The organism is Bdellovibrio sp. GT3 (assembly GCF_037996765.1).
In the GTDB taxonomy this organism is placed as follows: domain Bacteria; phylum Bdellovibrionota; class Bdellovibrionia; order Bdellovibrionales; family Bdellovibrionaceae; genus Bdellovibrio.
This window is the reverse complement of the sequence record NZ_JBBNAD010000003.1, coordinates 72,075-97,521: the sequence shown is the minus strand read 5'-3', so window position 1 is coordinate 97,521 and position 25,447 is coordinate 72,075. Positions and strand designations below refer to the sequence as shown.

The window sequence follows — 25,447 nt, the reverse complement described above, 5'->3', positions numbered from 1 at the left end:
TAGTATCAGATTTGATACTAGTTCATGAAAAAACCTATTTAATGAATTTACTGGTAACGTGATAGTATCCCTGGGTCAACAGCGAGGAAGCCATGTCGAAGTTTACCGTCACTAAATATGCTCCGGAACACCACACAGCCTTTGTTGAACTGAACACCGAATGGATTCAGAAGCATTTTGTCGTCGAAAAAATGGACCTGATTCAGTTAAATCAAGCGCAGGAAAGTATCTTGAATATCGGTGGCGAGATTTTTTTCATTTTGGATCAGGGCAAAGCGATCGCCACCTGTGCGATGGTTCCGCATGGGGAAAAGTCCTATGAGCTGGCGAAAATGGCGGTGTCACCGCATTACCGGGGACAGGGATTGGGCGACCTCCTGATTGAAACGGCCATCGCGTGGGCCAGAAAAAAGAAAGCCGAAGAAATCACCCTGCTTTCAAACACGGTGCTGACTCCGGCAATTACGCTTTACAAAAAACACGGCTTCGTGACCACGCATTTGGGTCCTCACCCCGACTATGACCGTAGTAATATCGAGATGAAATTAGTGTTGTAGGGACAGACCCTCATCCTGCAACTTGCGGTACAGGGTTTTGCGATCAATTCCCAAAGTCCTGGCTGTCAGATCTTTGACCCGGTCACATTTTTCAAAAACATATTGAATGTACTGCTTTTCCACCTCGTTCAGTGGGGCCACCTGATTCCCGTATCGGAAAACAAACGCATTTTGATTTTCCAAATCCAAATCCCCGTCCCCTGCCAACAACGACGGCTCGTCAAACATCAGGAAGGACGAAACATCAATTTCAGCTTCCGAACTTAAAACGACCGCTCGCTCGACGGTGTTTTCCAGTTCACGAACATTCCCGCGCCAATTTTGGGTTAACAGGAACTCCTTGGCGGCCTTGGTAAATCCAGTGACCTTGGAGCCGTTCAGTTCCGAGAATTTTTTCAGGAAGAACTCTGCCAAAGGCAAAATATCCTCACGACGTTCCCTTAATGGCGAAATCGTGATCGGGATAACATTCAGGCGGAAAAACAAATCCTCACGGAAACGTTTTTCATGAACCTCGGTGCGCAGATCCTTATGAGTCGCGGTGATAATACGGACATCAATTTGCCGCGTCTGATTTTCACCCACACGCTTGATCTCTTTTTCCTGCAACACACGTAAAAGTTTTGCTTGAAGTGAGAGGTTTAAGTCACCGATTTCATCCAAAAACAAGGTGCCACCATGGGCTTCCTCGAACAAGCCAATCTTCTTGTCATGGGCGCCAGTAAAGGATCCTTTGGCATGACCAAAAAGTTCGGACTCAAGCAGGTTCTCAGGAATCGCGGAGCAATTGATCGCCACAAAGGGCTTATCACTTCGCCCTGACCAATTATGAATGGCTTTGGCAAAAACCTCTTTACCGGTTCCCGACTCCCCTGTGATCGAAACGGTCGCCGTACTTTTCGCCACGCGCTTGGCAAGTTCCATGATCAGGCGAATGCTTTCACTTTTACCGATGATACCGTGAGGACTTAAACCTTTACTTTGATCAATGGCATCGCGCAGGTTTTTGTTTTCGCGATTCAAATGGTTATACTTAAATGCCCGTTGCGCCGAAATCAGCAACTGCGGAAAGTGAAGGGGCTTAACAACGAAATCATAAGCGCCGGCTTCAATCGCTGTCACCGCCGTATCCACGTCATTGGAAACTGTGATCAGAATAATGGGGACCATCAGTCCCTCGATGCGCATCTGGCGGATAAAATCCAATCCCGACATCTGCGGAAGATTCAAGTCCGTGATAATTGCATCGGGAACAAGTTTTCGCGTTTTCACATTCTGCAAAGCCTCTAACGGGTCTGCGCAGTGATGGACTTGAATGTCTTTTTGTCTGAAATAGGCGATGGCAAGCTCTGCCAAATCCAAGTCGTCTTCAATCAAAAGTATGTGTTTTGGAGAATTCATAATAATCCTGTGCCTCCATCAAAAGTGTGATCATTAAAGCGAGTGTGGAATTTAGCTACAACCACAAAGTCCCTTTATGCCCCAATCGTAATCTTTTTAAGAATCTTTCCTCAATAGATTTGAGCTGAGCACTTAGGTCCTGCGGCATCGGAAATGCACAATGCTTAGTTATCCAGAGCGTTAAAGATTCTGGGACGGAACAGAAGGAGAAACATTATGTTGCAAAGAAAAACACTTATTACCACAGCACTGGCTGCAACAACGGCACTCGCAATGGGCTGTGCCACGACCGAAACGAAAGAGGCCACTCAGGAAACTCCATCCAAAACATCACAGGCAGCGGCGCAAATGGGCGCGGCTTATTACACCGTGATTGATTTTCCGGAAGGGCAAAACACTGTCAGTGAAACAGAGAAAGTAAAACTTCGCCAGCTTGCGGGAGCCGCGAATGCCCACGGTGAAATTAAGGAAATTCAGGTTCTAGCCTGGGCCGATCGTGAGTATCCAGCTGAAGGTCAAAAAGTTCCAAGCAACGACAAGAAGCTGGCAGACGATCGCTTGTCAGCGGTGAAAGACTTCTTTAAAAAAGACATGCAGTCTGAAGCCGACATCGATGTTCACAACATGGCGAAGCGTCCGAATTTCTTTTCGGAGCTTGTGAACTCCGACGACAACAAAACAAAGAATACATTCGAAAACATTGGCGCGGCCCCTAACGACGTTGGTCCACGTCAGGCATTGATGGGAAACAAGGCTTCCAAAGCCGTGGTTCTGGTAAAATACGAATAGGAGGTATTTATGAATAAAGACGTACTTCAAGGAAAATGGAACGAGATCAAAGGCGAACTTCGCAAAACCTGGGGCAACATCACTGATGATGAGTTTGAAAAAACCAAAGGTGATGCCCAAGCTATCGCAGGTATCGTGCAACAGCGTTATGGACTTGCCAAAGAGGATGCTTCCAAAAAAGTGTCTTCATTGATGGATAAATACGCTGAATCGACAAAAGACAGCTTGCGCGAAAACCGCGATCAAGCAGAACGTAAAAGAAGTCATTAATTAAAGTTTCCGTGACTGGATCCTTCAGCGGTCACGGGTTCTCCGCCGCCCCTTTCAAAGTTTTCCGCCGAAAACTATGGGAGGGGCGGTCTCTCCTTAGGGAGCAAGCTCCTTCAAGTGAACACGCATCGAATTCAAAAGATTTCGCACCACATCCCGGACTCCCGCTTCGTCGCTTTGATCTGCCTTAGCCTCCAAAGCCCGCGCCATTTCCGTGAGGTTTGGAAATTCAAAAGTATCCGCATTCCCCTTGATCTGGTGGCCCATCTTTTTAGCAAGTTCAAAATTCACCGCATCGCTGGTTTCAATATCAGACAACTCACCAATACGGCGGAGCAAATATCTAACTTGGACATCGGCAGAAACTTTAAATTCATCTTCCATATAAAAAGCCTTTATCAAAGACTGCATTTTATTCGCAAGTCCCAGAATTCATCAAGAAGCGATTACCCATCCCTTTTCTCCTCGAAGTGTGGCATTTCGCCTCATTAAAAGCTTCTCTCATGGTTGTACTCGAATATATCCACGTTCCAGATGGCACCGCGGTTGCATTTCTAATTTCGCATGAAACACACAAGGAGAAAAACCATGAGACTAGTTACATCACTTCTATTTGCGGGATTTTTGACAGGCGCAGCGACTTACAGTTTTGCCGACGACATCAAGGAAACCACTAAAGAAGTCACGCAAGACACGAAAAAAGTCGTCAAAAAAAGCGCCAACCGCGTGGAAGAAACGGCCTGTGAAATGGTCAATGGCAAAATGGAATGCGCAGGAAAAAAGATCAAAAACCGCGCATCTGAAGCCACTGAAGAAGTTAAAGACATGGCCAACTAGTTTTCAGTTCTAATCACCGCTTCATCAGGAGGACATCATGATATTCAAAAACAAACTCATCATCGTAGCGGTCGCTGTTTTATGCTCCCCTTCCGTATTTGCACAAGACAGTACCGACTCCAGCAGTGACTTAAAACCTGGAGGCATGTTTATCGAGCCGATGTTGACCTATCAAACCGGCGACGTGAACGTTTCGTACCCCGCTCCTTTGAACGATTCCAAAGAAGACTTAAAAGGTTTCGGATTGGGTTTGCGCTTTGGAGTTCATGTCTGGGAATCCCTCTTCCTGGGGGCGGATGGCCGCTTCGCCAAACCCAACTATGACTCCTCCGCCCTGAACGGCGATGGCTCTTCCGATTCATACGATGCCGGTGTGACCCTGGGTGTGCAAACTCCCCTCTATGGCATCCGGGTTTGGGGTACCTACATTCTGACCGGCGGTCTGAATCCCGAAGAAATTAGCGGAGTGGATGTTAAGTTCAATGATCTGAAGGGCTACCGCATTGGTGCTGGTATCTATGTAAAAAGTGTCAGCATCAATCTGGAGTACCAAGACGCAACTTATGATTCGACTACAATTGAAAATGCCGGTCCCCTGTCTGGGAACCTAGATGGCATCGAAGGCAGAAACAAAAGCTATATCGTAAGCTTATCCTTCCCTGTCACTCTCTAACCACCCTTCCAACAAAGTGGGCAGTCTCATTGAGCCGAGCTGCCCGCTCCTCTATGCGTAGATGACGATTCTGTTAAGAAGTTGATAAAACTTGTCAGAATCAAGCAATTTTGTAACTACAGTCTCACACGAATCATCTCGGACCAAGAGGACTGCATCATCGCATACTGGATCTATGCCTTTATTTTATTATCGACTGCAATGGCAACCGCAGCCGGAGAGACCTCCCAAAAAGTAATTAATTTGGGCGTCCCATTTAAATATAATCGCAATCAGGCACTGGTTGAATATCACAATCTGGTCATTAGCTCATTCAATGATATAGGTTACAAAGTGGAAACAACCCTAAGAACGGCGCAAAGCTCTCGCGAAATCCTGTTGTCAGGACGAGTGGATGCTGTGGCTTATGATGATTTGAGTGATACACGCGAAGTCGAAAAGGTTGTTATTACCTCATTCCCCGTGGCAAAGACCTATGCCTCGGTTTTTCATTTGCGGTCCGAATCCCTGGATATTAAAAACCTTAAAAAATACAAAGGGACCATATCACTGAACAATTCGCGAATTCTGCAGATGGCGAAGCAGCGCAAGCTGAAATTTATCCAGGCGACCAATCCGTTTCATTGCATTCAGATGTTGCTTGAGAAGAAAGTGAAATACTGCATTTCTATCCGCGAAGTGGGCCTATCGGTGGTGAACGCCAATCCCGAAACCAAGAAAAAGATCGCCATGCTTCCGGAACCGTTTATGGAAACACCCGTGTACGTTGCCATGAGAAAAGAATTTGCGAAAGAGATGCCGAAACTGGAAGCGGCATTGAAAAAACGCCTGAGCGGTGATCTAAGCGCCTACCCCACGATTCGTGAAGTTCTGAATAAGAATCCATAAAAAAACCCCGCCTCATCAGCGGGGTTTTTATTATCGGTATGCGTTCCAAAAAGGGAACTGTTACCTCTAGTAACGGTAGTGTTCTGGTTTGAAAGGACCTGCTGGGTTCATGTGCAAGTACTTCGCTTGTTTTTGAGAAAGTTTTGTCAACTTCACACCTAGTTTGCCAAGGTGAAGAGCCGCCACTTTTTCGTCCAAGTGCTTCGGCAAACGGTAAACTGCGATCTCTTGGTATTTGTCGCGGTTCATGTAAAGTTCCATTTGAGCCAAAACTTGGTTCGTGAATGAATTCGACATTACGAAGCTTGGGTGACCTGTTGCACAGCCCAAGTTCACCAAACGACCTTTTGCAAGGATGATGATTTGGTTGCCGTTTTTCAAAGTGTGGATGTCCACTTGTGGTTTAACTTCGCGAACTTTTGAGTTCTTGTTGATCCATGCCATATCGATTTCGATATCGAAGTGACCAATGTTACAAACGATCGCGTTGTTTTTCATTTTAGTGAAGTGCTTTTCAGTGATGATATCGCAGCAACCAGTTGCAGTTACGAAGATATCGCCCATTGGAGCCGCTTCTTCCATAGTCACAACTTCGAAACCTTCCATAGCTGCTTGCAATGCGCAGATAGGATCGATTTCAGTTACAAGCACGCGAGCGCCCAAACCACGTAGAGAGTGCGCAGAACCTTTACCTACGTCACCGTAACCTGCAACAACGCAGATTTTACCAGCGATCATAACGTCCGTAGCACGTTTGATACCGTCAGCAAGTGATTCGCGGCAACCGTACAAGTTGTCGAATTTGGATTTAGTTACAGAGTCATTGATATTGATTGCTGGAACTTTCAATTTGCCAGCTTTCAACATCACTTCAAGATTGTGAACACCTGTCGTTGTCTCTTCAGAGATACCGATGATTTTCTTCAATTCTTTAGCGAAGCGTGGCTCATGCATCATGTTCGTCAAATCACCACCGTCGTCCAGGATCAAGTTGTAACCATCTTTACCCCAGCCAGTGATAGTTTGTTCGATACACCAGTTGAACTCAGTCTCAGTCAGACCTTTCCAAGCAAATACCGGGATACCCGCAGCAGCGATAGCAACAGCCGCGTGATCTTGAGTAGAGAAGATGTTGCAAGAAGACCAACGGATTTCAGCGCCAAGCTCTACAAGTGTTTCAATCAACACTGCAGTTTGGATAGTCATGTGCAAGCAACCTGCGATTTTTGCACCTTTGAATGGTTTTTGTTTGCCGAACTCTTTACGAAGCGCCATCAAACCTGGCATTTCAGTTTCAGCAATAGAGATCTCTTCACGACCCCATTTAGCAAGCTTAGCGAAAACCTCTGGGTTTTCCATAGCCTCTTTGCAAACCATGAAGTCACGGTTGTTTTTAGAAGTAGCTGTCTTATTAGAAGTCACTGCCATCGCAGCTTTCGCGTTGTTTTTTTTCATCGCTTTTCCGTTCGTAGTTGTAGTAGCCATTTTTTAAAACGTCCTTTGTTAAACTAAAAATTAAAATTTAAATTGTTAAGGCAGAGTCAGAATCTCGTAACCCGTGTCAGTCACAAGAACTGTGTGCTCATACTGGGCCGACAGTTTTCCATCAGCCGTATTGTAGTACTTGATCGAAGAGCCCGGGATGTTGAACTCAACCACATCCTCAACCCCTTGATTCACCATCGGTTCAACAGTGATACAATGGAATGGCACCAGGCGCTCGCCCTTGCCCTTTTTCCCGAATGCCGGAACAAAAGGTTCATCGTGGAATGTACGACCCACACCGTGACCACCGATTTCCTTAACAACTGTATAACCCTTGCGAGTCACATATTTGTAAGTTTCAAAACCGATATCCCCCGTGTAACCGCGAGGAGTGATCGCCTCAATCCCCTTGTCACGAGCCATCTGCGCGGTTTCCACCAGATCGCGAGCCTGATCAGAAACATTCCCGATCATATACATGCGCGAAGTATCCCCAAAGAACCCATCAATCCAAGCCGTCACATCGACATTGATAATGTCGCCATCCTTCAAAATAACCGAAGGATCCGGCAAACCATGACAAACCACTTCGTTCACAGAAGTGCACGTGTACTTAGGATACCCATGGTAGCCCAAGCAAGCCGACTTAGCCCCACGAGTTTGCATGAAATCAAAGGCAAGCTCGTCAATCTCCTGAGTAGAGATCCCAATTTTCACATACTTTTCAAGATAAGTAAGAGTATCAGCCGCAATCCTGCAGGCCACCGTCATTTTTTTGATCTCTTCAAGAGAAAGAGGCTTAATTCCCATAGGCAAAAGGTATAACACACCCCCACCCCCGAGCCAAGCCAAGGATTACCCAGAAACCACATAAGCCCTCCCCCTCCCCCTCCCCCATGCTCGCCCAAAGGGCGGCCAAAAGCGGCGCCAACTCGCCAAAAGCGAGGGCCAGCCATTTCGGGCGGCGTCGCAGACCAGCCCGAAAACGCGAACAAGTTCAACTATGGGGTGATTCAAAAGGCCCCAGGAGCAAGGCGGAGTGGGCCGCCCGCAGCGCAGGCGTACTTAATGTACGTCGGAGCGAGGACGGCCCGCTCCAACGCCGCGATGGGGTCTTTTCAATCATCCCGACTCGAAGGCAAAAAAAAAGCCACCCGAAGGTGGCTTTTTTCCATCTTAATGTAGCTAGAGACTACTTAAGGTGTTTGGAAACAAGTTTAGTCATGTCAAACATGCTAACTTGAGTTTTACCGCCGAAAACTTCTTTAAGTTTAGCGTCAGCGTTGATGTTACGTTTGTTTTTAGAATCTTGAAGATTGTTCTTCTTGATGTAAGCCCAAAGTTTTTTAACAACTTCAGTGCGTGGAAGTGGTGAAGCACCAACTACTGCTGCTAGAGCTGCAGATGGAGTCAAAGCTTTCATGAAAGCTGCGTTTGGCTTACGAGCAGTTTTTGGTTTAGCTGCTTTAGGAGCTTTTGCTGCTTTAGCTTTAGGAGCTGCTTTTTTAGTAGTAGCTTTTGCTTTAGGAGCTGCTTTTTTAGCAGTAGTTTTTTTTGCTGCAGCTTTTTTAGGAGCAGCTTTCTTAGTAGCTTTTTTAGTAGCTTTTGCCATTGTTAATTCCTCCGTTAGGATTATTGTCTTGTTTCTCTCGAATGAGTTAAGTGTCTATCTAAGTCCAGTCGTTTGTCCAAAAAAAAATGCACACCCCTCATTTTTTTTCGCACCCCCTCTCAAAACCGCATTTTTCCCTCTGAAACAGCCATTTCCACCTCTGAAAACAGGGGGAAAACCCCGAGAAACCGCCTTTTTCCCCTCGAGAAACAGGATTTCCAGAGGGAAAAAGGTCTAATTTTGGTTCACTTGCCACCTCTGGACTCCTCGAAAAACCCCGTTTTCCGAATAGAAAGGCATGAGTTTTCAGACGAGTTTCAAACAAATCCTAAGAGAAAAGATGGGCCAAGAGACGGCTTCTCAGGGAAATTACTCTTCTGTCATGGACTCTGATCCTCTTCACCTGGCTTACCTTTTGGGCCAAATTAACAAAGTAGAATCCCAAGCTCCCCGTGGACAATATCCTCGCCCAGCGGTTCGTCCACAACGCAAACCCCATGCATTCTCTCCTGTACAGCGCCAGTCCTATGAGTTCCTTAAATGCTGGGTGCACGGTCTTTCTGAAGGTTTCACTGAAACTGAATTAAGAAAAGCCTACCGTCAGGCCGCTTTGATTCTTCACCCCGACCAAGGTGGAAACACCGAGCAGTTCCTGAACCTTAAGGAACATTACGAAATCTTACGAAGCTTGTTCTAGGCTTTAGAATCCTTATATAAATCCGAATTGTTTATCATAAATGAACCAGAACTTTTCGGTCGTAGACCACCGCAAGCGGCTTCTCTATATGCAGATCATGTATGCCTTTGGGGCATTCATGTCGGTGTTCTATACCTTCAGATTCGCTGGAGCCTTTAAATCCCCCGAGTACACCAGCATCATGACTCCACTGTCGATCGCGATCATTCTGGGGCCGCCCTTGCTATGGTATCGCTTTAAACTGTATCGCACAGCGGCCGTGAGCCTTTTGATAACTTTGATTTTTATGATGATCCTGCTGATCTATGTGACCGGAGGGCTTTTTGCGCCCGGCGTATATTGGCTGGCAACCATTCCCTTGGCCACGGCCATTCTGTTTGGTACCCGCGGTGCCATCACGGGTTATTTCATCATCTTTGCGACTCTGGTTGTTTTTATCCTGAACAACCACATGGGAGTGGAACCAAATCTGATCCCCTCCCCCCAGGTATTTAAGGAAGAATTAATTTTCAATCTGATTGGTTTCCTGGGCTACACCAGTTTGACCACCCACGTTTATCTGCGCAATGAGGCGGCCTACGCCCAAACCCTGCGAGATAAAAACAACGACGTCGAAAACCTGCTGCGAGTCCTTTTACATGACATCGCCAACACCCTGTCCTCCATGACCCTGCAATTGATTCGCGCCAAGGAAGAACAGACCACCAGCACCACGGAGCTGGAAAAGATGGAGCGCGCGGTTCAGGAAATCAACAACCTCCTGACTCAAGTCCGACATTTGAAGTCGGTGAAGGACGGCAAGGCACGTCTGCCCCTTAAACCGATGTCTCTGGCCAAAGTCCTTAGTGATATTTATGAAAGCGCGGAATCTTTAGCGGGCCCCAAAGGCATCAAACTGTCTTTGGAGATCGGCCGCGAAAAAATGTTGGTAAATGCCGAAAAAACCATTCTAGGAAACGTGGTGCTGTTAAACATCATCAGCAACGCGGTGAAGTTCTCTCACCCGGGCGATCGCATTGACATTCGAGCTTTCACCAGCGGCACAAATGTTGTAGTCGAGATACAGGATTATGGCGTGGGGATCCCCGAAGCCATTCAAAAGAATCTATTTGATATTGGCAGTCAGACCAACCGCGAAGGAACTCAAGGGGAAAAAGGGACTGGCTATGGAATGCCTCTGGTGAAAGAGTACATTCAGATGTTGGGCGGAACCATTGCTGTGCTTTCCAATGAGTCCGCCACCGATTCACGACTTCAGGGCACACTAGTCACCCTGAAGCTGCCTTTGGCCAAATAGGCACTAAACCATTTTAAAGCGGATACGTTTCGGACCTGCGTTTTCGCCAAGGCGTTTTTTGCGGTCTTCTTCGTATTCTGTGAAGTTTCCAGGATAGAATTCAATTTTTGAATCCCCTTCGAACGCCATAATGTGGGTACAAACACGATCCAAAAACCAGCGATCATGCGAAATCACCACAACAGATCCACCGAACTCCAGAAGAGCTTCCTCAAGAGCACGCATAGTATTGACGTCCAAATCATTCGTCGGCTCATCCAGAAGCAAAAGGTTTCCGCCCTCTTTCAGGATTTTGGCCATGTTCACGCGGTTGCGCTCACCACCCGACAATTGACCCACTTTCTTTTGTTGGTCAGAACCGGAGAAGTTGAACCAGGAAACATACTGACGAGATGGAATTTCACGTGTTCCCAATTGGATCACATCAGCGCCACCAGAAAGCTCTTCAAAGATGGTTTTATCGGGGTTCAAAGTTTCACGAGTTTGATCCACGTAAGAAATCTTAACCGTCTCACCGACTTTGAATGATCCAGAATCCGGGGCTTCTTTACCCGTGATCATACGGAATAAAGTGGATTTACCGACACCATTCGGTCCGATAACACCCACGATCGCACCCTTAGGAATCGTGAAGCTTACGTCATCCAACAAAACTTTGTGATCGTAAGCCTTCGTGATGCCTTTGGCTTCAACCACGATATCACCCAAACGAGGCCCTGGTGGGATATAGATGGACATCTCTTGGATTTTCTCTGGAGACGCCTCTTTCAACAGGTTTTCGTAGTTGGAAATACGTGCTTTGGATTTAGCCTGACGAGCCTTAGCCCCCTGACGAATCCAGTCCAACTCTCTTTCAAGAGTTTTAGCTTTGCGAGCCTGATCCTTTTGTTCATTCGCAGTGCGCTTGTCTTTTTGTTCAAGCCAAGAAGTGTAGTTCCCTTTCCAAGGAATCCCCTCACCACGATCCAATTCCAGAATCCAACCAGCAACGTTATCAAGGAAATAACGGTCATGCGTTACGGCGATAACTGTGCCTGGGAATTTTGAAAGATATTGTTCAAGCCACGCAACGGATTCAGCATCCAAGTGATTCGTTGGCTCATCCAGAAGCAGGATATCCGGCTCAGACATGATCAAACGAGCCAAAGCCACACGGCGTTTCTCACCACCGGAAAGCTTGGTCACACCCATGTCGCCATCTGGACAACGAAGAGCATCCATGACGATTTCGATCTTTTGATCGACATCCCAAGCCCCCAAAGCGTCCAATTTTTCCTGAAGGGCACCTTGTTTGTCGATAAGTTTATTCATCTCATCCGGATCCAAATCAGGATCTGCGAACTTGTCGTTGATAGCGTTGTACTCTGCCATTACTTTTGGCAACTCGCCCATGCCCGCAAAGATGTTTTCTTTCACAGTCAGATTATCATCCAAGTGCGGCTCTTGCTCGAAGTAGCCCACTTTCATTGTTTTGGATGGGAAGGCTTCACCGATGAAATCCTTATCCACGCCTGCCATAATTCTAAGCAAAGTGGATTTACCAGAACCATTCAGACCTAGAACACCGATTTTTGCTCCGTAGAAGTAAGAAAGGTAAATGTCCTTCAAAACGAAACGATTTGGAGGATATACTTTACTTACACCTTTCATTGTGTAGATAATCTCTTGAGACATCAAACCCACCTTATAAGTTAATTCATGAAGAGCTAACTTATTTCAGAGTGAAAATGCTTGTCAAATGGTGTTCGAGCTATAACACTATCGCCTTCGCGCAGGATGCGCGTCCGATAATATAAAAATACAGAAAAGGTCCATGAGTAACGACATCGAAACAGCACGTACGACGCGTGCTAACACAACTGAGAAAGAAGCAACGACTGCTTCCACTGCTAAAGAGACAGGCAAAAGAGGCCTCTTTGGCAACCTCAATTCAGATCTTAAACAAGCTCTGGATACGTGGGATGTCTTAACTGAAACCATGGCCGAAAAGGTCGCCCCTGACCAAGAACAGCTGCAGGAAGTCAAAAAACTCCTGGGCGATCTAAAAACCAAGCTTGCTCAATTTGATGAGTAGCCCGCCGGCTCAATAGGCCCCCGAGAAGCTACTTAATTTTATATTCTTTTAAATGCAGAGCAAGCTGCGCATCGATCTCATTGCGAATGCTCGCAGGTACTTTTTTGCTATAAGCGATGTACATGGAATAGGCCGGCACATCGTAAATGAGCAAACTTTTCAGATTGTCGTTTTTATACTTTTGCGCGACACCGTCAGCGATTGATTTCAAATAAATAAAGGCACCATCTATGCGTTGGGTTTCAACCAGATTTGGTATTCTGTCACCAGCATCATCTCCGGCAACCGGGATATAATCTATGCGATGCTTTTTAAAAAAATCAGGGATCAAAGCCCCAGTCACCAGACCAACGGTTTTCCCCGAGAACTCTTTTATTGAGACGGCCCCATGGTTTTTGAAAAGACTTTTACGGACCACCATTGCCGGTTGTTCTCTCACCAGAGGTTGTACCGAGTAATCATAGATCTTCTCGCGCTCCGGCGTGCGCACCACCATTAACAGCAAATCCAACTGCCCCACTTCCAAGTCACGAAACTGACGTTTCAACGGCGACGCATTCCATTCGACCTTGTAGTGATGCTTGCTTAGGACATCGGGCAGAATCTTTTTACTGAAAAATTCAATAAACGCACCCTGAGGAGGATTCGTTTGTAAATCCGTCACATGGGGTGGAGAGTTGATCGCTCCGACACGCAGGACTTTACTTTCCTTGATGGCAGCTTCCGCAACAACTCCCACACATAAGATAAGCCCCAGCAAAAACTTCATGATTTAGGCAGTCTCTTGGATCCGCCGCGACACTCCGGGGAAATAAAGTTCAAAGCGTCTTTTTGCACTTCAAACTCGGCCGGAGTCAGGGCTTTTTGAGTCAGGGCGTGAAGCCCCTGATTGAATTCGGTTTTTAGAGCGTCATTCACCAGGCGCTGTCTATCAATACGGGACTTCCCTTCGAACAGCGCAGACACAATCAGGACCTTGTAGTGTGTTTCACTGGCAGGCCCCGAGTGCATATGACTTTCGTTTTCGATTTCCAGAGTCGATGGTGCTAACGCTGATGTTAGAGCCGAAAAAATACGTGCTTCACGATTCATACAAAACTACTACTGTTTACGACGTTTTTCGATTTCAGACTTGATGTAGTCCATGCCCATTTTCGCCATAACAAAGACGCCTTTTTCCTCAAGCTTTTTTTCCACGTCCTTGGCTTTGCGCAGAGCACGCCCTGCAGCCATGGCAGCCAAAGGATGCCCCACTGGAAGTGAGTCAAAGCTGCCATCTTTTTTCCATTCCTCAACCACCGTGTCGGCAATTTCCATCACTTTCGGTGCTTTTTGACGGATGATCTCAGAGCCGTAAAACTCCACATGAGGTTTTTCTTCCTCTCCCGCAGGTCCGCCTTCGTAGGCCATTTCTTCCGGAGCCAATTGATCATCCGCAGAGCCGGCATTAAAGGTTCCACTGTCCGGACCGGTCGCGTGAGGATGTGCGGAGACACCTTCGTTTTGCGCCTCCGTATTGATTTCATCAGAGGAGGATTTAGCGGAAGTCGTGGAAATCTCCTCCACTTCGTTCATCGCCGTTTCGATTTCAGTTTCAACCGCAGAATCAAATTCCACGTCGGAATCGCTCGCGTGTGATTTGCTGGCGTGAGAGTGTTTACCATGAGATTTTTGCTGCTTCTTGGACATAGGTCCCTCCCCTGACATACCTAAAGCGTAACGCTGATCCGGGTTAAATGGGAAGTCCCATCACAATTGAGCGGGCGCGTCGCCTGACCAACTGGGCCTTTGGGTATCCAGTCTAGCGGCTTCTTCCATAAGATGCGCCTTCATCTCGTCAATATCGTCGTTATACATCCATAAAAGCTCTTCGCGCAGCTTGGCCATGCGAAACATCTGCTCGCGACTGAGCGGCCTTAAGCTTTCCATAAGGCGATTCAGGCGCAAATCCACAGCACGTTTGAAGTCACCATAATCGAGATCATTTTCAGTTTCCAAAAAATCCAGGAATTCTTTGATTTCGGCATTCATCCTCACCCCCTGCCACTATTTTAAAACCTCAAGGCCCTGGTCTCGAGTTTATGGGGGTGATCTTGCCAAGAATCAGAACCAACCAGTACAATCAGGACATCTTTATGATCGGTTTTTCAAAAGGAACAACCATGGCTCCGGAAATGGCAGCAAGTTACATCGTCGGGATTTTTCCCTCACTGGCAACCACTGGTGCGCATTACTGGTTTCATCAGAAAAAAGTCAAAAGCGCTGCATTTCAACAACTGCAAAAAAATCTTTCATCCGTGCAAAAGTACTGGTGTGAAAGCCAAGGACGCGTGCTGCCACTGAACGATGACTCCCATCAAAAAGATGCCGATGCTTTTAAGACAAGTCTTTACATTATGGGAACCCTGTTTGCGTTTATGAGTTGGGCCGGATTTTTCTTTAACATGGTGGTCCTGGCCTCCACTCGCAAATTTGCAATTTCCAGATTTGAACAAAAGATTTTTAATTCCGACCTTTGCACGAAGAACCTAAATCCGGCGGAAATCGAAAATATACTAAAGGACTGCGAAGCATGAGTTCATTGGATATCATGGCCCGCGGCGAGGGATGGTTGGTTATCAACAAACCTCCCGGAGTTTCCGTCCATAATGACCCTCGCGATGTCTGTCACCTTCTTGAAAAACAACTAATTCCTGGCAGCTTTGAGGGAATTCATCCGGTTCACCGCTTGGATAAAGAGACCAGCGGAATTTTACTGCTAGCTTTAAACACTCGCATGGCAAAACAGCTGGCCGAACAGTTTCAGGCCCGCACCTGTGAAAAGTATTACTTCGCTTTGTTACGGGGTTCGATGCCTGCTTCAGAAGAGTGGCAACATTGGAACACGCCGATTTCAGACAAAGCCGAGGGCCGAGTGAATCCCCAAGGCCTGGCGAAAGACCGCGTAGAAGCCCGCACTGATTTTAAAGTCATCAAGTCAGACCAATATACCAGCTTGATTGAAGTGCGTCTGTTCACTGGCCGCCAGCATCAGATTCGCAAACACAGTGCGATTGCCAAACACGCGATTTTAGGCGACAGCCGCTATGGCGATCCCAAATTTAATAAGCGCATCGCTGAAATCTACAAAACGGACCGCATGTTCCTGCACGCCGGAAAGCTTAAGATCACAATTGACGGCAAAGAGCACTCGTTTGAGGCTCCCCGCGAGTTTTAGGTGCCTTTTTTATTTCCCAATTTTGGAATCAAGCTTTGACAGGAAGCTTGCAACCAGATCGTCACGTTCCTGCCCCGTGACCGGGCGTGCACCCAATGGATATTCTTTGTAAAGTTCTGTCGGGATTTCCAACAGGAATCTGGAAGGAACTGACGGACGAACCACGCCATTTTTTTTGCGCTGCTGACAGCGCGACATCACCAGACGATTTTTTGCCCGGGTCACACCGACATAGAATAAACGACGTTCTTCATCGATGTCGGAGCCCAGGTTTTTATGTGGCAAAAGATCTTCCTCAATCCCCGCCAAAATCACGACTGGGAACTCCAGGCCTTTTGACGCATGCAAGGTCATCAGTTGAACTTTGTTTTGATCTTCCTCTTCGTTGTGATCTTCACGCAGCATCATCGAATCCACAAAGGACTTGATGTATTCTACCTCGTGAGCACGACGTCCCAAGTACGCATCCAGGATACGACCCAGGATTTCGACCACCACCCACTTCTTTTCGGCCGAAGCCGGGTCCGCAGCGGTGTTCATGACGTATTCCTTGTAGCCCAACTGATCAAACAGTTCGACCAGCTTGCCACCAGGCGATGAGCCCACGTTGAAATCCAAGATGTGCGTTGGCAGATATTCGATGAATCCCAAAAGATCGTCGATCGCCTCCCCGGTTTTTTCCGGGATCTCGGCGTCTTTCCATAGGCGGCAGGCATCCAGGAAACTTACGCGGCGTTTTTGCGAAAACTCGGTCAGTTTTTCGATGGTCGTGTCACCGACTCCACGGGATGGAACATTGATGATACGACGAAGAGAAACTTCATTCGGCGAGAAGGATTGTTTTAAGTAAGCCATGATGTCTTTGATCTCTTTACGATCAAAGATCGAAGTCCCGCCCGAGATATTGTAGGCGATATTCGCACGACGCAGAGAGGCCTCGATCAAGCCACCTTGAGTGTTTGAACGATAAAGAACCGCAAAGTCCTTCAGCTTGTAGCCTTCTTTTAAGAAGTGCTGAATTTCCTGAACAACGAATTCACACTCGTCTTCTTCGCGCTCCAGGATAAAGACTTCCGGTAAGACACCAGTATCCTTGGCCGCTTCGGCTCTTAGAACTTTACCGTGACGGTTTTTATTTTTTGAAATTGCGGCATTAGCCACCGCCAAAATTTCACCAGACGAACGGTAGTTACGCTCGAGCATGATCACTTCGCATTTTTTGTGCTCATGCGGGAAATTCAAAATATTTTTGATCTCAGCCCCACGCCAGCCATAGATCGACTGATCGTCGTCACCCACCACTGTGATGTTGCTGTGGGGTTTTACGATTTGCTGAATCAAATCCATTTGCATGCGATTGGTGTCCTGAAACTCGTCCACCATTACTTGGGAAAACTGACTTTGGACTTTTTCCAGAATTTCAGGATGCGCTTTAAACAACTGCAAAGGCTTGATCAACAAACCTTCAAAGTCCACCACACCCAGATGCTCCAGACGCTTTTCAAATTTTGGCGCCAGAACTTCGACCATCTCATGATATTCATCGAAGCCCTCGTGCGTGTGCGCAGCACCCGTGCGACGGTCATTGATCATGGAAAGAATTTTATCGATGTCGAATTTATCTTTGCCGGAGTTCGCGATGTTCTTGATCAGCTCTTTTAGGACGGCATTGCAATCCGTCTGGTCGACAATACCGAAATGCGGGGAAAGACCGGCGTGTTTATGAAAACGACGCAGAATTTGAAGACCGAAGGAGTGGAACGTTCCCGCCCACAGTCCGTCACCGGCTCCGCCCAGTTTCGCTTTCACACGGTGTTTTAATTCACGTGCGGCTTTATTGGTGAAGGTCAAAACGCAGATTTCAGACGACTGCGCCACACGCTCAGAAATCATTCTTCCTGTGCGTGAAACCAGTACGGTCGTTTTGCCGGAACCCGCCCCTGCAAGAATCAGCAAGGGACCGAAGTTATGTTTAACAGCCTTTTGCTGTTCAGGGTTCAACCCCTTCAACCAATCCATGAAATCCAGTCTATCTTAGAATCGCGCTCGAGGAACGCCGGAAAAACAAAAGCGTCGCACTTTCGTACGACGCTTATCAATATTTGTCGCTAAGCGTGACGATGAAAACCGCCACCAGAGCCTATTTCGTAGGCAAATGCCTATACGCGGTTGTGGATAAGTGTACGAACCTCATCTTCGAATACGACTTCAATTTTATCTGAAGCGGCATCTTTGATGAAACCCAAACCGAATTTAGGGTGAGAAAGCTTGGTATTTTTCTCGAACTTGCCCTTCATGTTGTAAGTCGCCGTGGAAGCACCATCGTTGGACATCAACATTTCGTATTCATTTTTGTGGGAAGATTTGCGTGAGTTCATAGTTTGCTCACGTTTTTTAGCTGCAGCACCCGTCAATGGCTTACCAGTTTTAGTCTGAGCTTTTGGAAGAGAGTAAGTTTTTAGAGAACCACAGATTTCACACTTAATTTTCGCCGAAGTCGCAGACGTGTGAGCCAAAACTACATGGTATCTATCGGCATCACATTTTTTACAGAACGCAAAAAAAGATTTAGCGACTGGGGGTAAAGTGTTCATCGTCATTTTTCTTCCTATCTAGTATTGTTGTTTCAATTGATAAATCATTAGCTTGTCCTCTAATTTTTTTTGCGCGATTTCACCCGCACTTAAAAAGAAAGGACCCTCTTCCCGCTCGATACGCTGTTGGAAATCCAACATGCTGTTCTCGTCCTTGGGATCAATGAACGTGCCTGTCGGCCCGTAGTGCTCCAAGAAAGCCAGATCGTCTTCTTTGTTGAAGAATTTCTCCCAACAATGAGTATTGACCTGAACACGGTAAGTTATAGTTTTAGCATGAGAATGCACTGGAGCGTAAGCCCCAATCACCTCTAAATGTCCGTAATGCGAATGGAGCTTCAATGCTGGGCTGCCCCATTGAGTCATTCCAGAGCACTGTTCGACATTGGCATACCACAAACCAAAGGCCTTCGAGAGGAATCCAAGGCCGTAAAACTGCTCTTCCTTCGGTAATAACGAATTAACCGAACAAAGATTGTGGGCGACCCACTCCCCTTTATGCATGGTGGGGATAATGATGAACAATGAAAGTGGTACCCAATCCATCTCGTCCAGGGACTCGATTTCCTTTAAAACCTTGGAAGTTTTAATCGGACTTAGTGACGCGGGGTATTTTTTTGGATCCAAAACCTCACGAACCAGCTTCGACAATGCCTTAGGACGAGCCGCAAAGCCCGCCACAAAACCCGGCATCACTGCACAGTCGTAAAAAACCCAGCGAGGCATCGCCATATTGGACGGCCCAAAAGCCCGCTCTTCAATAGAGTAAATACGATCTGCAAAAGCAATTTCGGTGATATCCAGAGGATTTTTAAAGATGGGATTTTGCTTAAACCAGTCCAACTTATGGAAGGAACCGGGTTGAGCAATTTCGTTTTCTTCACGCACGAAAACGTAAGGACGAATATCCTCGTTGTTCAACCACTTCGCTTTTTGCAATAACTCATTAATCAAGTACGTACTCCAACCATTGTCTCTGGTCTGACCAGTTTATCAAATTCCTCGCCGCTGAGGAGTCCAAGATTTATGGATTCTTCGCGCAGCGTAGTGCCGTTTTTATGGGCAGTCTTAGCTATTTTTGCTGCGTTATCATAACCGATCTTCGGGTTCAATGCAGTCACTAACATCAAAGAATTATCGAGATGTTTTTTGATTTGCGCCTTATTTGCCTCAATTCCCGACACACAGTGATCAACAAACGACTCACACGCGTCTGAGATCAAACGTATTGAGTTTAGCACGTTAAACACAATCACCGGCTTAAAGACATTCAACTCGAAATGTCCCGTCGCCCCACCGACCGTCACGGCCACATGATTCCCCATCACTTGAGCACAGACCATGGTCATGGCTTCACATTGTGTGGGATTTACTTTTCCGGGCATGATCGAGCTTCCTGGTTCATTTTCTGGCAGGTGAATTTCACCAATGCCACAACGAGGTCCAGATCCAAGCAGGCGAATGTCGTTGGCGATTTTCATCAAAGAAACCGCAATCGTATTCAGCGCCCCACTGACCTCCACCAAAGCATCATGACTGGCCAGGGCTTCAAACTTATTTTCAGCAGTCACAAACGGCAGTTTTGTTTCGCGCGCGATTTCCGCCGCCGCTTCAACTGCAAATTTTGGATGAGTGTTTAAACCAGTTCCCACGGCCGTCCCACCCAACGCCAGCTCATGCAGATGCGGCAAGGTGTTCTTGATTCTATGAACTCCGTGCTTCATTTGTGTCGCGTAGCCGGAAAACTCCTGCCCCAGGGTCAACGGTGTCGCATCCATCAGGTGAGTGCGCCCGATTTTTACGATGTCATTAAACTCTTTTTGTTTTTCGGAAAGAGCCAAATACAATTTTTCCATCATCGGAATCAGACGGTGATGAATCTGCTCACTCACGGCGATATGCATGGCCGTGGGGAAAGTGTCATTCGAAGACTGCCCTTTGTTCACATCATCGTTGGGATGAATTTCTTTAGAGGGAAGTTTGACACCCATCATGTCCATCGCGCGATTGGCGATGACTTCGTTGGCGTTCATATTGGTTTGCGTACCCGAGCCCGTCTGCCACACCACCAAGGGAAAATGAGCATCCAGTTTTCCAGAGATCACTTCGTCTGCGGCTTTCACAATCATGTCCGCTTTTTTGGCATCCAGAATGCCCAGCTTTTGATTGGTCAGTGCTGCGCTTTTTTTCAAGATCCCCAAGGCACGAATCATTTCCCGTGGAAATCTGTCGCCACCGATTTTAAAATTTTCAGTGGATCTTTGCGTTTGAGCTCCCCAGAATTTATCTGCCGGAACCTGCACGTCACCCATTGTGTCTTTCTCTGTACGGAAACTCATTTACGACCTCCTGGAAACCATTCCAACATGGGCTTGCTCTGTTGGGTAAATCACAAGTTCTTGTATGTTCACATGAGCGGGGCGCGCCACGCACCAAGCGATGGTGTCCGCAATATCTTTGGGATCCAATGGCGTCATGCCCTCATAAACTTTGTCGGCTTTTTGCTGATCTTCAAAGCGGACCATCGAAAATTCCGAATTCACCATGCCGGGCTCAATATTGGTAATGCGGATTTTTGTACCCAGCAAATCCATGCGCAGACCTTCAGACAATGCACGCACTGCGAATTTTGTGGCGCAGTAAACTCCACCACCCGGATATGTCCAGCGACCCGCCACAGAACCCAGATTCACGATGTGACCGGAGTTGCGCTTCACCATGTGCCCGATAATTCCACGAGTGATAAACAGCAAACCTTTGATGTTGGTGTCGATCATGGTCTCCCAATCATCCAAAGATCCGTCCTGCATTTTGTCGGTGCCCTTGGCCAGTCCCGCGTTGTTCACCAGAACATCCACGAGCTGTAGATCCTTGTCGTGGGCTTTCATAAACTCACTCACTTCAAAGCGATCCGAGACGTCGAAACCAGCTTTGATGACTTTGATTTGCGGGAACTTTTTCAGCAAAGAGGCTTCCAGTTCAGCCAAACGCTCAAAGCGACGACCGGTGATAATCAATGAGTAATTCTGCGCAGCCAACGCTTCCGCCGTCGCCCAACCAATACCCGCCGTTGCCCCTGTAATCAGAGCCCATCTTTGCATATGCACCTCACTATGAAATTATTGTAGGCCCTGCCCTCTCAAATGCCCAGTATTCGCCGCCACGACATGACGCATCCAACCCCACCCACGGAGTACCTTTTGCGGGGGCGCCGTGTTAGGTTCGCCGCCTATGAAATGTCCATGCGGTAGCGAAAAAAATTATTCTGAATGTTGCGGTATTTATCACTCTGGCAAAGAGACGGCGCCAACGGCTGAGGCCTTGATGCGTTCCCGTTATGCGGCGTTTGCGAAAAATCAAATGCAGTACTTGCGCGATACAACGGATCCCCAATCTTTGGGCGACATCGATGATGAAGCCAACCAGGAATGGGCTGACGTTGCAAAATTCCTGAAGCTTGAAATCGTCAATGCTGAAGAGAAAGCTAACAAAGGCACGGTCGAGTTCAAAGCCTTCTATTCCGTTGATGATGAAGACTATGTTCATCACGAAGTTTCCACTTTCCGCAAGCAAGCTGGCGTGTGGTTCTTTAAATCCGGCAAAGTGAAGGAAGAAAAGAAATGAAATACTGGCTGATGAAGTCTGAACCCGATGTTTACTCCATCGATCAGCTAAAAAAAGACTCCACCACTTGGTGGGAAGGTGTTCGCAATTACCAAGCCCGCAACTTCATGCAAAAAGACATGCAAGTCGGAGACATGGTTTTGTTTTATCACTCCAATGCAACACCTCCGGGTGTGGCGGGTCTGGCGCGTATTTCTCACATCGCAGAGCCTGACAAAGCCCAATTCGATAAAAAGTCTGAATACTTTGAGCCGAAGGCTTCCAAAGAAAAACCTGTCTGGTTCTGCACTCAGGTTGAGTATGTGCAAAAGTTCCCTGAATTGGTCAGCCTGCAAGACCTGCGCGACAATGAGAAATTGGCAGAGATGCTGGTTTTGGCAAAAGGCTCACGTCTGTCGGTACAACCGGTGGATAAAAAGCACTTCGACATCGTTAAGAAAATGGGCGGAATGTAGTTTATGAAGTTGTTCCTGGCTCCGATGGAAGGTGTTGTCGACTGGGTGATGAGGGATACTCTGACCCAGATCGGTGGCGTGGATCAGTGCGTGACGGAATTCTTGCGCGTCACTGATCGCCTGCATCCTGAGAGCGTGTTCTTAAAAAACTGCCCCGAGCTTCGCACCGGCTCCCGCACTCGTGCGGGAACTCCGGTGTTCGTGCAGCTTTTGGGTGGGCATGCGGAGCCTTTGGCAATGAATGCGGAACGCGCAGCAAAGCTGGGAGCTTTGGGAATTGACTTAAATTTCGGCTGCCCGGCTAAAACCGTGAACCGTCATGATGGTGGCGCTTCATTATTAAAATCCTGCGACCGTGTTCACACCATCGTCGACACTGTTCGTAAGGCCGTCCCCGCTCATATTCCGGTCACTGCAAAAATTCGCTTGGGCTTTGATGATCCAACCAAGTGTATCGACATCGCGCAAGCGGTTGAGGCTGCAAACGCCACTTGGCTGACCATCCACTGCCGTACCAAAACTGATGGCTACAAACCACCGGCGTATTGGGAGTGGATCCCGCGTATCAAAGAAAAAACCAAAATCAAAATCATCGCCAACGGTGAAATCTGGAACGTCCACGACTTCCACCGCTGCGTTGAAGTCACTGGTTGCGACGACTACATGGTCGGCCGCGGAGTGATGAGCAATCCGTTTATCTTTAAACAGATCAAACAAAGTCTGAAGCAAGAATCCGTTGAAGAAATGAACTGGGAGCGCACCAAACCATTGCTGCCCCAGTTCTTTGCGGCAAGCACCGACTATATCAACGACTACTTCGCCGTGTCCCGCACCAAGCAGTGGCTAAAAGCTTTGTCTTTGAAAAATGGCGAAGCAAAACAAGTCTTCGACCAAATCAAGATCCTAAAAAAACCCCAAGAGTTCCACTCCGAACTTTTAAAAGTAACAACGTAATTCCAAAAGGTGCCTGCCGGTTTTTTGATACGCGGTGTGTATCAAAAAACCGGCAGGCGCCTTTTTTTATTCGTAGCGAAGGGCATCGATGGGGTGAAGTTCTGATGCTTTTTTTGCTGGATAAAGTCCGAAGACAATACCAATAAAAGCAGAGAAGAAAAATGACAGGCCTACGGCGTCCAGGGAGATGGTCATTGGCCAGCCCATGACGGAGGCTAGTGCTGTCGTCACTCCCCATGCGAGTCCGATTCCCAACAATCCACCAATCACAGAGACCACAACGGATTCTGCGAGGAACTGCATTAGGATATCCACCTTGCGGCCGCCGATGGCTTTGCGCAGACCGATTTCGCGGGTTCTTTCGGTGACTGAAACCAGCATGATGTTCATGATCCCGATACCGCCGACCAGCAAGGAAATAGCCGCGATCGAACTTAAAAGCATCGACATGGTCTTGCTGCTGCTTTCGATCGCCTGTTGAAGATCTGCCATATTGAAAATCTGGAAAGCATCGTCTTGCTGTGAAAGTGGTATGCGATGACGAGAATTCAAAACCTCTTTCACCGAATCTTGAGTTTCATCGATCAGCTCTTTTTGAGAGACCTCAACGTCCACCGAATCCACGTAGTTTCTTCCGAAAAGACGATACATCGCCGTCATCACCGGAACCACGATACGGTCATCCTGATCGCTGGGCCCCTGCCCGCCTTTTTCTGGCAACATGCCTATGACGGTGAAATTGATTCTGTTGATTTTAATCACTTCGCCAATGGGCGAGCGCTCGCCAAAAAGTTCTCTGGAAACGGTACGACCAATAACCGCGACGGTCGCGCGACGCTGATTTTCAGCATCCGAAAAAAATCGCCCCAGCACCGGTTCTGAATTTCTGACTTCCACAAAGGACGACGTTACACCGTTGACGTAGGTATTCCAGTTTTTATTCAGATAGGTCACCTGCCCGCGTCCACCTACGTTGGGCACAACATTTTTAATTGCAGGAATCTGCGCTTTCATCGCCGCCAAATCATCCATGGAAATGCGAATTCGCACCCCTGACTCTTGTGCGACACCGGCCACACGCACATTCCCCGCGCGCAGAATCAATAAATTTGAACCCATCGAGGACAGCTGCTTTTCAATGGATTGCTGAGCCCCTTTACCCAAGGCCAGCATCGTCACCACGGCAGCGACACCAATTAATATACCCAGCATCGAAAGTCCTGAACGGACTTTGTTGGCTGCGAGAGTTTTCCAGCCCTGATGAAAGTGTTCGATCATTTCACCGAAATGAAATTCTGAATCCAAAGACTGATTTGATTGATTGCTGCTTCGCTCCTGCGCAAGCGGCACTTTACGCTCATCACTTTGCACAACACCGTCACGCATACGGATCAAGCGATTGGCCTGCTCCCCGATTTCCTCCTCATGGGTGACGATCACGATAGTAATACCTTGGGCATTGAGGGACTTTAGGATCCCCATGATCTCTTTTTCGCTTTTGGAATCCAGATTCCCCGTCGGTTCATCGGCGAAAATAATTTTCGGTGAGTTGATCAAAGAGCGCGCGATAGCCACACGCTGTTGCTGCCCTCCTGAGAGTTCGTTCGACTTGTGGTCCCCGCGAGTGCCCAAGCCCACCTGTTCAAGCAGGCTTTGCGCCTTGTCCTGATCAAATTTCTTTTCAGAATACAGAAGTGGCAAAGAGACATTCTGCCACGCTGGCATACGGGGTAATAAATTGAACTGCTGAAAGATAAATCCGATTTCATCCCGGCGTAAAATCGCCAGCTCATCTTCGGAAAGTTTGGAAACCTCCCGGCCATGCAGCTTATAGGAGCCCGATGTCGGCACATCCAAAAGCCCCAGAATATGCATCAACGTGGACTTACCGGAACCCGACGGCCCCATGATCGCGACAAAATCACCGTCTTCGATAGTCAGCGTGACATCGCGCAGGGCTTCAACAATATTGTCGCCCATTTTGTATGATTTTTTGATGCCGCTGATTTCAATCATCTTGTTC

30 protein-coding genes are annotated in these 25,447 nt (G+C 47.4%); 14 read left to right on the top strand and 16 right to left on the bottom strand.

Annotated elements, in window-relative coordinates; genetic code table 11:
• Nucleotides 1-92: 92 nt before the first annotated feature.
• The gene (locus AAAA73_RS01605; protein WP_340596399.1) at nucleotides 93-557 is read left to right on the top strand and encodes a GNAT family N-acetyltransferase; all 465 of its coding nucleotides are present in this window, start codon (nucleotides 93-95) and stop codon (nucleotides 555-557) included.
• Here the strand turns inward: AAAA73_RS01605 and AAAA73_RS01600 are convergent.
• Nucleotides 546-1,958, bottom strand: a complete 1,413-nt coding sequence (locus tag AAAA73_RS01600) for a sigma-54-dependent transcriptional regulator (protein WP_340596398.1) — start codon at nucleotides 1,956-1,958, stop codon at nucleotides 546-548. The genes AAAA73_RS01605 and AAAA73_RS01600 overlap by 12 nt on opposite strands.
• 216 nt (nucleotides 1,959-2,174) lie before the next feature.
• Between AAAA73_RS01600 and AAAA73_RS01595 the strand changes: the two genes are divergently transcribed.
• Nucleotides 2,175-2,747, top strand: a complete 573-nt coding sequence (locus AAAA73_RS01595) for a hypothetical protein (protein ID WP_340596397.1) — start codon at nucleotides 2,175-2,177, stop codon at nucleotides 2,745-2,747.
• Between the two features lie 9 nt (nucleotides 2,748-2,756).
• Complete coding sequence (locus AAAA73_RS01590; RefSeq protein WP_340596396.1) at nucleotides 2,757-3,017, top strand: CsbD family protein; 261 nt, start codon at nucleotides 2,757-2,759, stop codon at nucleotides 3,015-3,017.
• A gap of 96 nt (nucleotides 3,018-3,113) precedes the next feature.
• Here the strand turns inward: AAAA73_RS01590 and AAAA73_RS01585 are convergent, their stop codons facing one another.
• On the bottom strand, nucleotides 3,114-3,401 hold the full coding sequence (locus tag AAAA73_RS01585; RefSeq protein WP_340596395.1) for an Hpt domain-containing protein: 288 nt from the start codon (nucleotides 3,399-3,401) through the stop codon (nucleotides 3,114-3,116).
• A 204-nt stretch (nucleotides 3,402-3,605) separates the two neighbouring features.
• On the opposite strand from AAAA73_RS01585, the gene AAAA73_RS01580 reads away from it, so the two are divergent.
• From AAAA73_RS01580 to AAAA73_RS01570, 3 genes are all read left to right on the top strand, one after another.
• Nucleotides 3,606-3,854, top strand: coding sequence for a hypothetical protein (locus AAAA73_RS01580; RefSeq protein ID WP_340596394.1), 249 nt, complete (start codon nucleotides 3,606-3,608; stop codon nucleotides 3,852-3,854).
• Nucleotides 3,855-3,891: 37 nt separating this feature from the next.
• On the top strand, nucleotides 3,892-4,527 hold the full coding sequence (locus AAAA73_RS01575) for a hypothetical protein (RefSeq protein ID WP_340596393.1): 636 nt from the start codon (nucleotides 3,892-3,894) through the stop codon (nucleotides 4,525-4,527).
• Nucleotides 4,528-4,728: 201 nt separating this feature from the next.
• Nucleotides 4,729-5,415: a substrate-binding periplasmic protein gene (locus tag AAAA73_RS01570; RefSeq protein WP_340596392.1), complete on the top strand. Its 687-nt coding sequence runs from the start codon at nucleotides 4,729-4,731 to the stop codon at nucleotides 5,413-5,415.
• Between the two features lie 66 nt (nucleotides 5,416-5,481).
• Here the strand turns inward: AAAA73_RS01570 and ahcY are convergent, their stop codons facing one another.
• The 3 genes from ahcY to AAAA73_RS01555 all read right to left on the bottom strand — a co-directional run bounded on the left by ahcY (nucleotide 5,482) and on the right by AAAA73_RS01555 (nucleotide 8,512).
• Nucleotides 5,482-6,900: an adenosylhomocysteinase gene (gene ahcY, locus AAAA73_RS01565; RefSeq protein ID WP_340596391.1), complete on the bottom strand. Its 1,419-nt coding sequence runs from the start codon at nucleotides 6,898-6,900 to the stop codon at nucleotides 5,482-5,484.
• A 45-nt stretch (nucleotides 6,901-6,945) separates the two neighbouring features.
• The gene (gene map / locus AAAA73_RS01560) at nucleotides 6,946-7,710 is read right to left on the bottom strand and encodes a type I methionyl aminopeptidase (protein ID WP_340596390.1); all 765 of its coding nucleotides are present in this window, start codon (nucleotides 7,708-7,710) and stop codon (nucleotides 6,946-6,948) included.
• Between the two features lie 382 nt (nucleotides 7,711-8,092).
• Complete coding sequence (locus tag AAAA73_RS01555) at nucleotides 8,093-8,512, bottom strand: SWIB/MDM2 domain-containing protein (protein WP_088614146.1); 420 nt, start codon at nucleotides 8,510-8,512, stop codon at nucleotides 8,093-8,095.
• A gap of 298 nt (nucleotides 8,513-8,810) precedes the next feature.
• On the opposite strand from AAAA73_RS01555, the gene AAAA73_RS01550 reads away from it, so the two are divergent.
• Together AAAA73_RS01550 and AAAA73_RS01545 are read left to right on the top strand one after the other, a co-directional pair.
• Nucleotides 8,811-9,209, top strand: coding sequence for a DnaJ domain-containing protein (locus AAAA73_RS01550; protein ID WP_340596389.1), 399 nt, complete (start codon nucleotides 8,811-8,813; stop codon nucleotides 9,207-9,209).
• Between the two features lie 40 nt (nucleotides 9,210-9,249).
• On the top strand, nucleotides 9,250-10,506 hold the full coding sequence (locus AAAA73_RS01545) for a sensor histidine kinase (RefSeq protein WP_340596388.1): 1,257 nt from the start codon (nucleotides 9,250-9,252) through the stop codon (nucleotides 10,504-10,506).
• A gap of 3 nt (nucleotides 10,507-10,509) precedes the next feature.
• Here the strand turns inward: AAAA73_RS01545 and ettA are convergent, their stop codons facing one another.
• Nucleotides 10,510-12,180 (bottom strand): energy-dependent translational throttle protein EttA, encoded by a 1,671-nt coding sequence (ettA, locus tag AAAA73_RS01540; RefSeq protein WP_340596387.1) that lies wholly within the window; start codon nucleotides 12,178-12,180, stop codon nucleotides 10,510-10,512.
• 139 nt (nucleotides 12,181-12,319) lie between these two features.
• Between ettA and AAAA73_RS01535 the strand changes: the two genes are divergently transcribed.
• Nucleotides 12,320-12,580 (top strand): hypothetical protein, encoded by a 261-nt coding sequence (locus AAAA73_RS01535; protein ID WP_340596386.1) that lies wholly within the window; start codon nucleotides 12,320-12,322, stop codon nucleotides 12,578-12,580.
• Between the two features lie 28 nt (nucleotides 12,581-12,608).
• Here the strand turns inward: AAAA73_RS01535 and AAAA73_RS01530 are convergent, their stop codons facing one another.
• Genes AAAA73_RS01530 through AAAA73_RS01515 form a run of 4 tightly spaced genes read right to left on the bottom strand, consistent with a single transcriptional unit; the run spans nucleotide 12,609 to nucleotide 14,611 of the window.
• Nucleotides 12,609-13,349, bottom strand: a complete 741-nt coding sequence (locus AAAA73_RS01530; protein WP_340596385.1) for a substrate-binding periplasmic protein — start codon at nucleotides 13,347-13,349, stop codon at nucleotides 12,609-12,611.
• Nucleotides 13,346-13,672, bottom strand: a complete 327-nt coding sequence (locus AAAA73_RS01525; protein ID WP_340596384.1) for a BolA family protein — start codon at nucleotides 13,670-13,672, stop codon at nucleotides 13,346-13,348. The genes AAAA73_RS01530 and AAAA73_RS01525 overlap by 4 nt, the downstream gene beginning before the upstream one ends.
• A 9-nt stretch (nucleotides 13,673-13,681) precedes the next feature.
• Nucleotides 13,682-14,269, bottom strand: coding sequence for a hypothetical protein (locus tag AAAA73_RS01520; protein WP_340596383.1), 588 nt, complete (start codon nucleotides 14,267-14,269; stop codon nucleotides 13,682-13,684).
• Between the two features lie 60 nt (nucleotides 14,270-14,329).
• Nucleotides 14,330-14,611 carry a hypothetical protein gene (locus AAAA73_RS01515; protein ID WP_340596382.1) on the bottom strand — a complete coding sequence of 94 codons (282 nt, stop codon included), beginning with the start codon at nucleotides 14,609-14,611 and terminating at the stop codon, nucleotides 14,330-14,332.
• A 62-nt stretch (nucleotides 14,612-14,673) separates the two neighbouring features.
• Between AAAA73_RS01515 and AAAA73_RS01510 the strand changes: the two genes are divergently transcribed.
• Together AAAA73_RS01510 and AAAA73_RS01505 are read left to right on the top strand one after the other, a co-directional pair.
• Complete coding sequence (locus AAAA73_RS01510; protein WP_340596381.1) at nucleotides 14,674-15,156, top strand: hypothetical protein; 483 nt, start codon at nucleotides 14,674-14,676, stop codon at nucleotides 15,154-15,156.
• Nucleotides 15,153-15,797: an RluA family pseudouridine synthase gene (locus AAAA73_RS01505; protein WP_340596380.1), complete on the top strand. Its 645-nt coding sequence runs from the start codon at nucleotides 15,153-15,155 to the stop codon at nucleotides 15,795-15,797. Before AAAA73_RS01510 ends, AAAA73_RS01505 begins: the two co-directional genes overlap by 4 nt.
• 9 nt (nucleotides 15,798-15,806) lie before the next feature.
• On the opposite strand, the gene AAAA73_RS01500 is transcribed toward AAAA73_RS01505, so the two are convergent.
• The 5 genes from AAAA73_RS01500 to AAAA73_RS01480 all read right to left on the bottom strand — a co-directional run bounded on the left by AAAA73_RS01500 (nucleotide 15,807) and on the right by AAAA73_RS01480 (nucleotide 21,492).
• Nucleotides 15,807-17,816, bottom strand: coding sequence for an ATP-dependent helicase (locus tag AAAA73_RS01500; RefSeq protein ID WP_340596379.1), 2,010 nt, complete (start codon nucleotides 17,814-17,816; stop codon nucleotides 15,807-15,809).
• A gap of 140 nt (nucleotides 17,817-17,956) precedes the next feature.
• Complete coding sequence (locus AAAA73_RS01495; protein ID WP_340596378.1) at nucleotides 17,957-18,313, bottom strand: hypothetical protein; 357 nt, start codon at nucleotides 18,311-18,313, stop codon at nucleotides 17,957-17,959.
• A gap of 96 nt (nucleotides 18,314-18,409) precedes the next feature.
• The gene (locus AAAA73_RS01490) at nucleotides 18,410-19,345 is read right to left on the bottom strand and encodes a hypothetical protein (RefSeq protein ID WP_340596377.1); all 936 of its coding nucleotides are present in this window, start codon (nucleotides 19,343-19,345) and stop codon (nucleotides 18,410-18,412) included.
• Entirely contained in the window at nucleotides 19,342-20,730 is a 1,389-nt protein-coding gene (fumC, locus tag AAAA73_RS01485; RefSeq protein WP_340596376.1) for a class II fumarate hydratase, read from the bottom strand. The genes AAAA73_RS01490 and fumC overlap by 4 nt, the downstream gene beginning before the upstream one ends.
• Nucleotides 20,731-21,492: an SDR family NAD(P)-dependent oxidoreductase gene (locus AAAA73_RS01480; protein WP_340596375.1), complete on the bottom strand. Its 762-nt coding sequence runs from the start codon at nucleotides 21,490-21,492 to the stop codon at nucleotides 20,731-20,733.
• 130 nt (nucleotides 21,493-21,622) lie between these two features.
• Here AAAA73_RS01480 and AAAA73_RS01475 point away from each other — a divergent pair, with 130 nt between their 5' ends.
• The 3 genes from AAAA73_RS01475 to AAAA73_RS01465 are packed head-to-tail and all read left to right on the top strand — an operon-like array spanning nucleotide 21,623 to nucleotide 23,424.
• Complete coding sequence (locus AAAA73_RS01475) at nucleotides 21,623-22,015, top strand: YchJ family protein (RefSeq protein ID WP_340596374.1); 393 nt, start codon at nucleotides 21,623-21,625, stop codon at nucleotides 22,013-22,015.
• Nucleotides 22,012-22,470, top strand: coding sequence for an EVE domain-containing protein (locus AAAA73_RS01470; protein ID WP_340596373.1), 459 nt, complete (start codon nucleotides 22,012-22,014; stop codon nucleotides 22,468-22,470). The genes AAAA73_RS01475 and AAAA73_RS01470 overlap by 4 nt, the downstream gene beginning before the upstream one ends.
• Before the next feature lie 3 nt (nucleotides 22,471-22,473).
• Nucleotides 22,474-23,424 carry a tRNA dihydrouridine synthase gene (locus AAAA73_RS01465; RefSeq protein ID WP_340596372.1) on the top strand — a complete coding sequence of 317 codons (951 nt, stop codon included), beginning with the start codon at nucleotides 22,474-22,476 and terminating at the stop codon, nucleotides 23,422-23,424.
• A 66-nt stretch (nucleotides 23,425-23,490) separates the two neighbouring features.
• Here the strand turns inward: AAAA73_RS01465 and AAAA73_RS01460 are convergent, their stop codons facing one another.
• Nucleotides 23,491-25,440, bottom strand: a complete 1,950-nt coding sequence (locus tag AAAA73_RS01460; protein ID WP_340596371.1) for an ABC transporter permease — start codon at nucleotides 25,438-25,440, stop codon at nucleotides 23,491-23,493.
• Nucleotides 25,441-25,447: the final 7 nt, after the last annotated feature.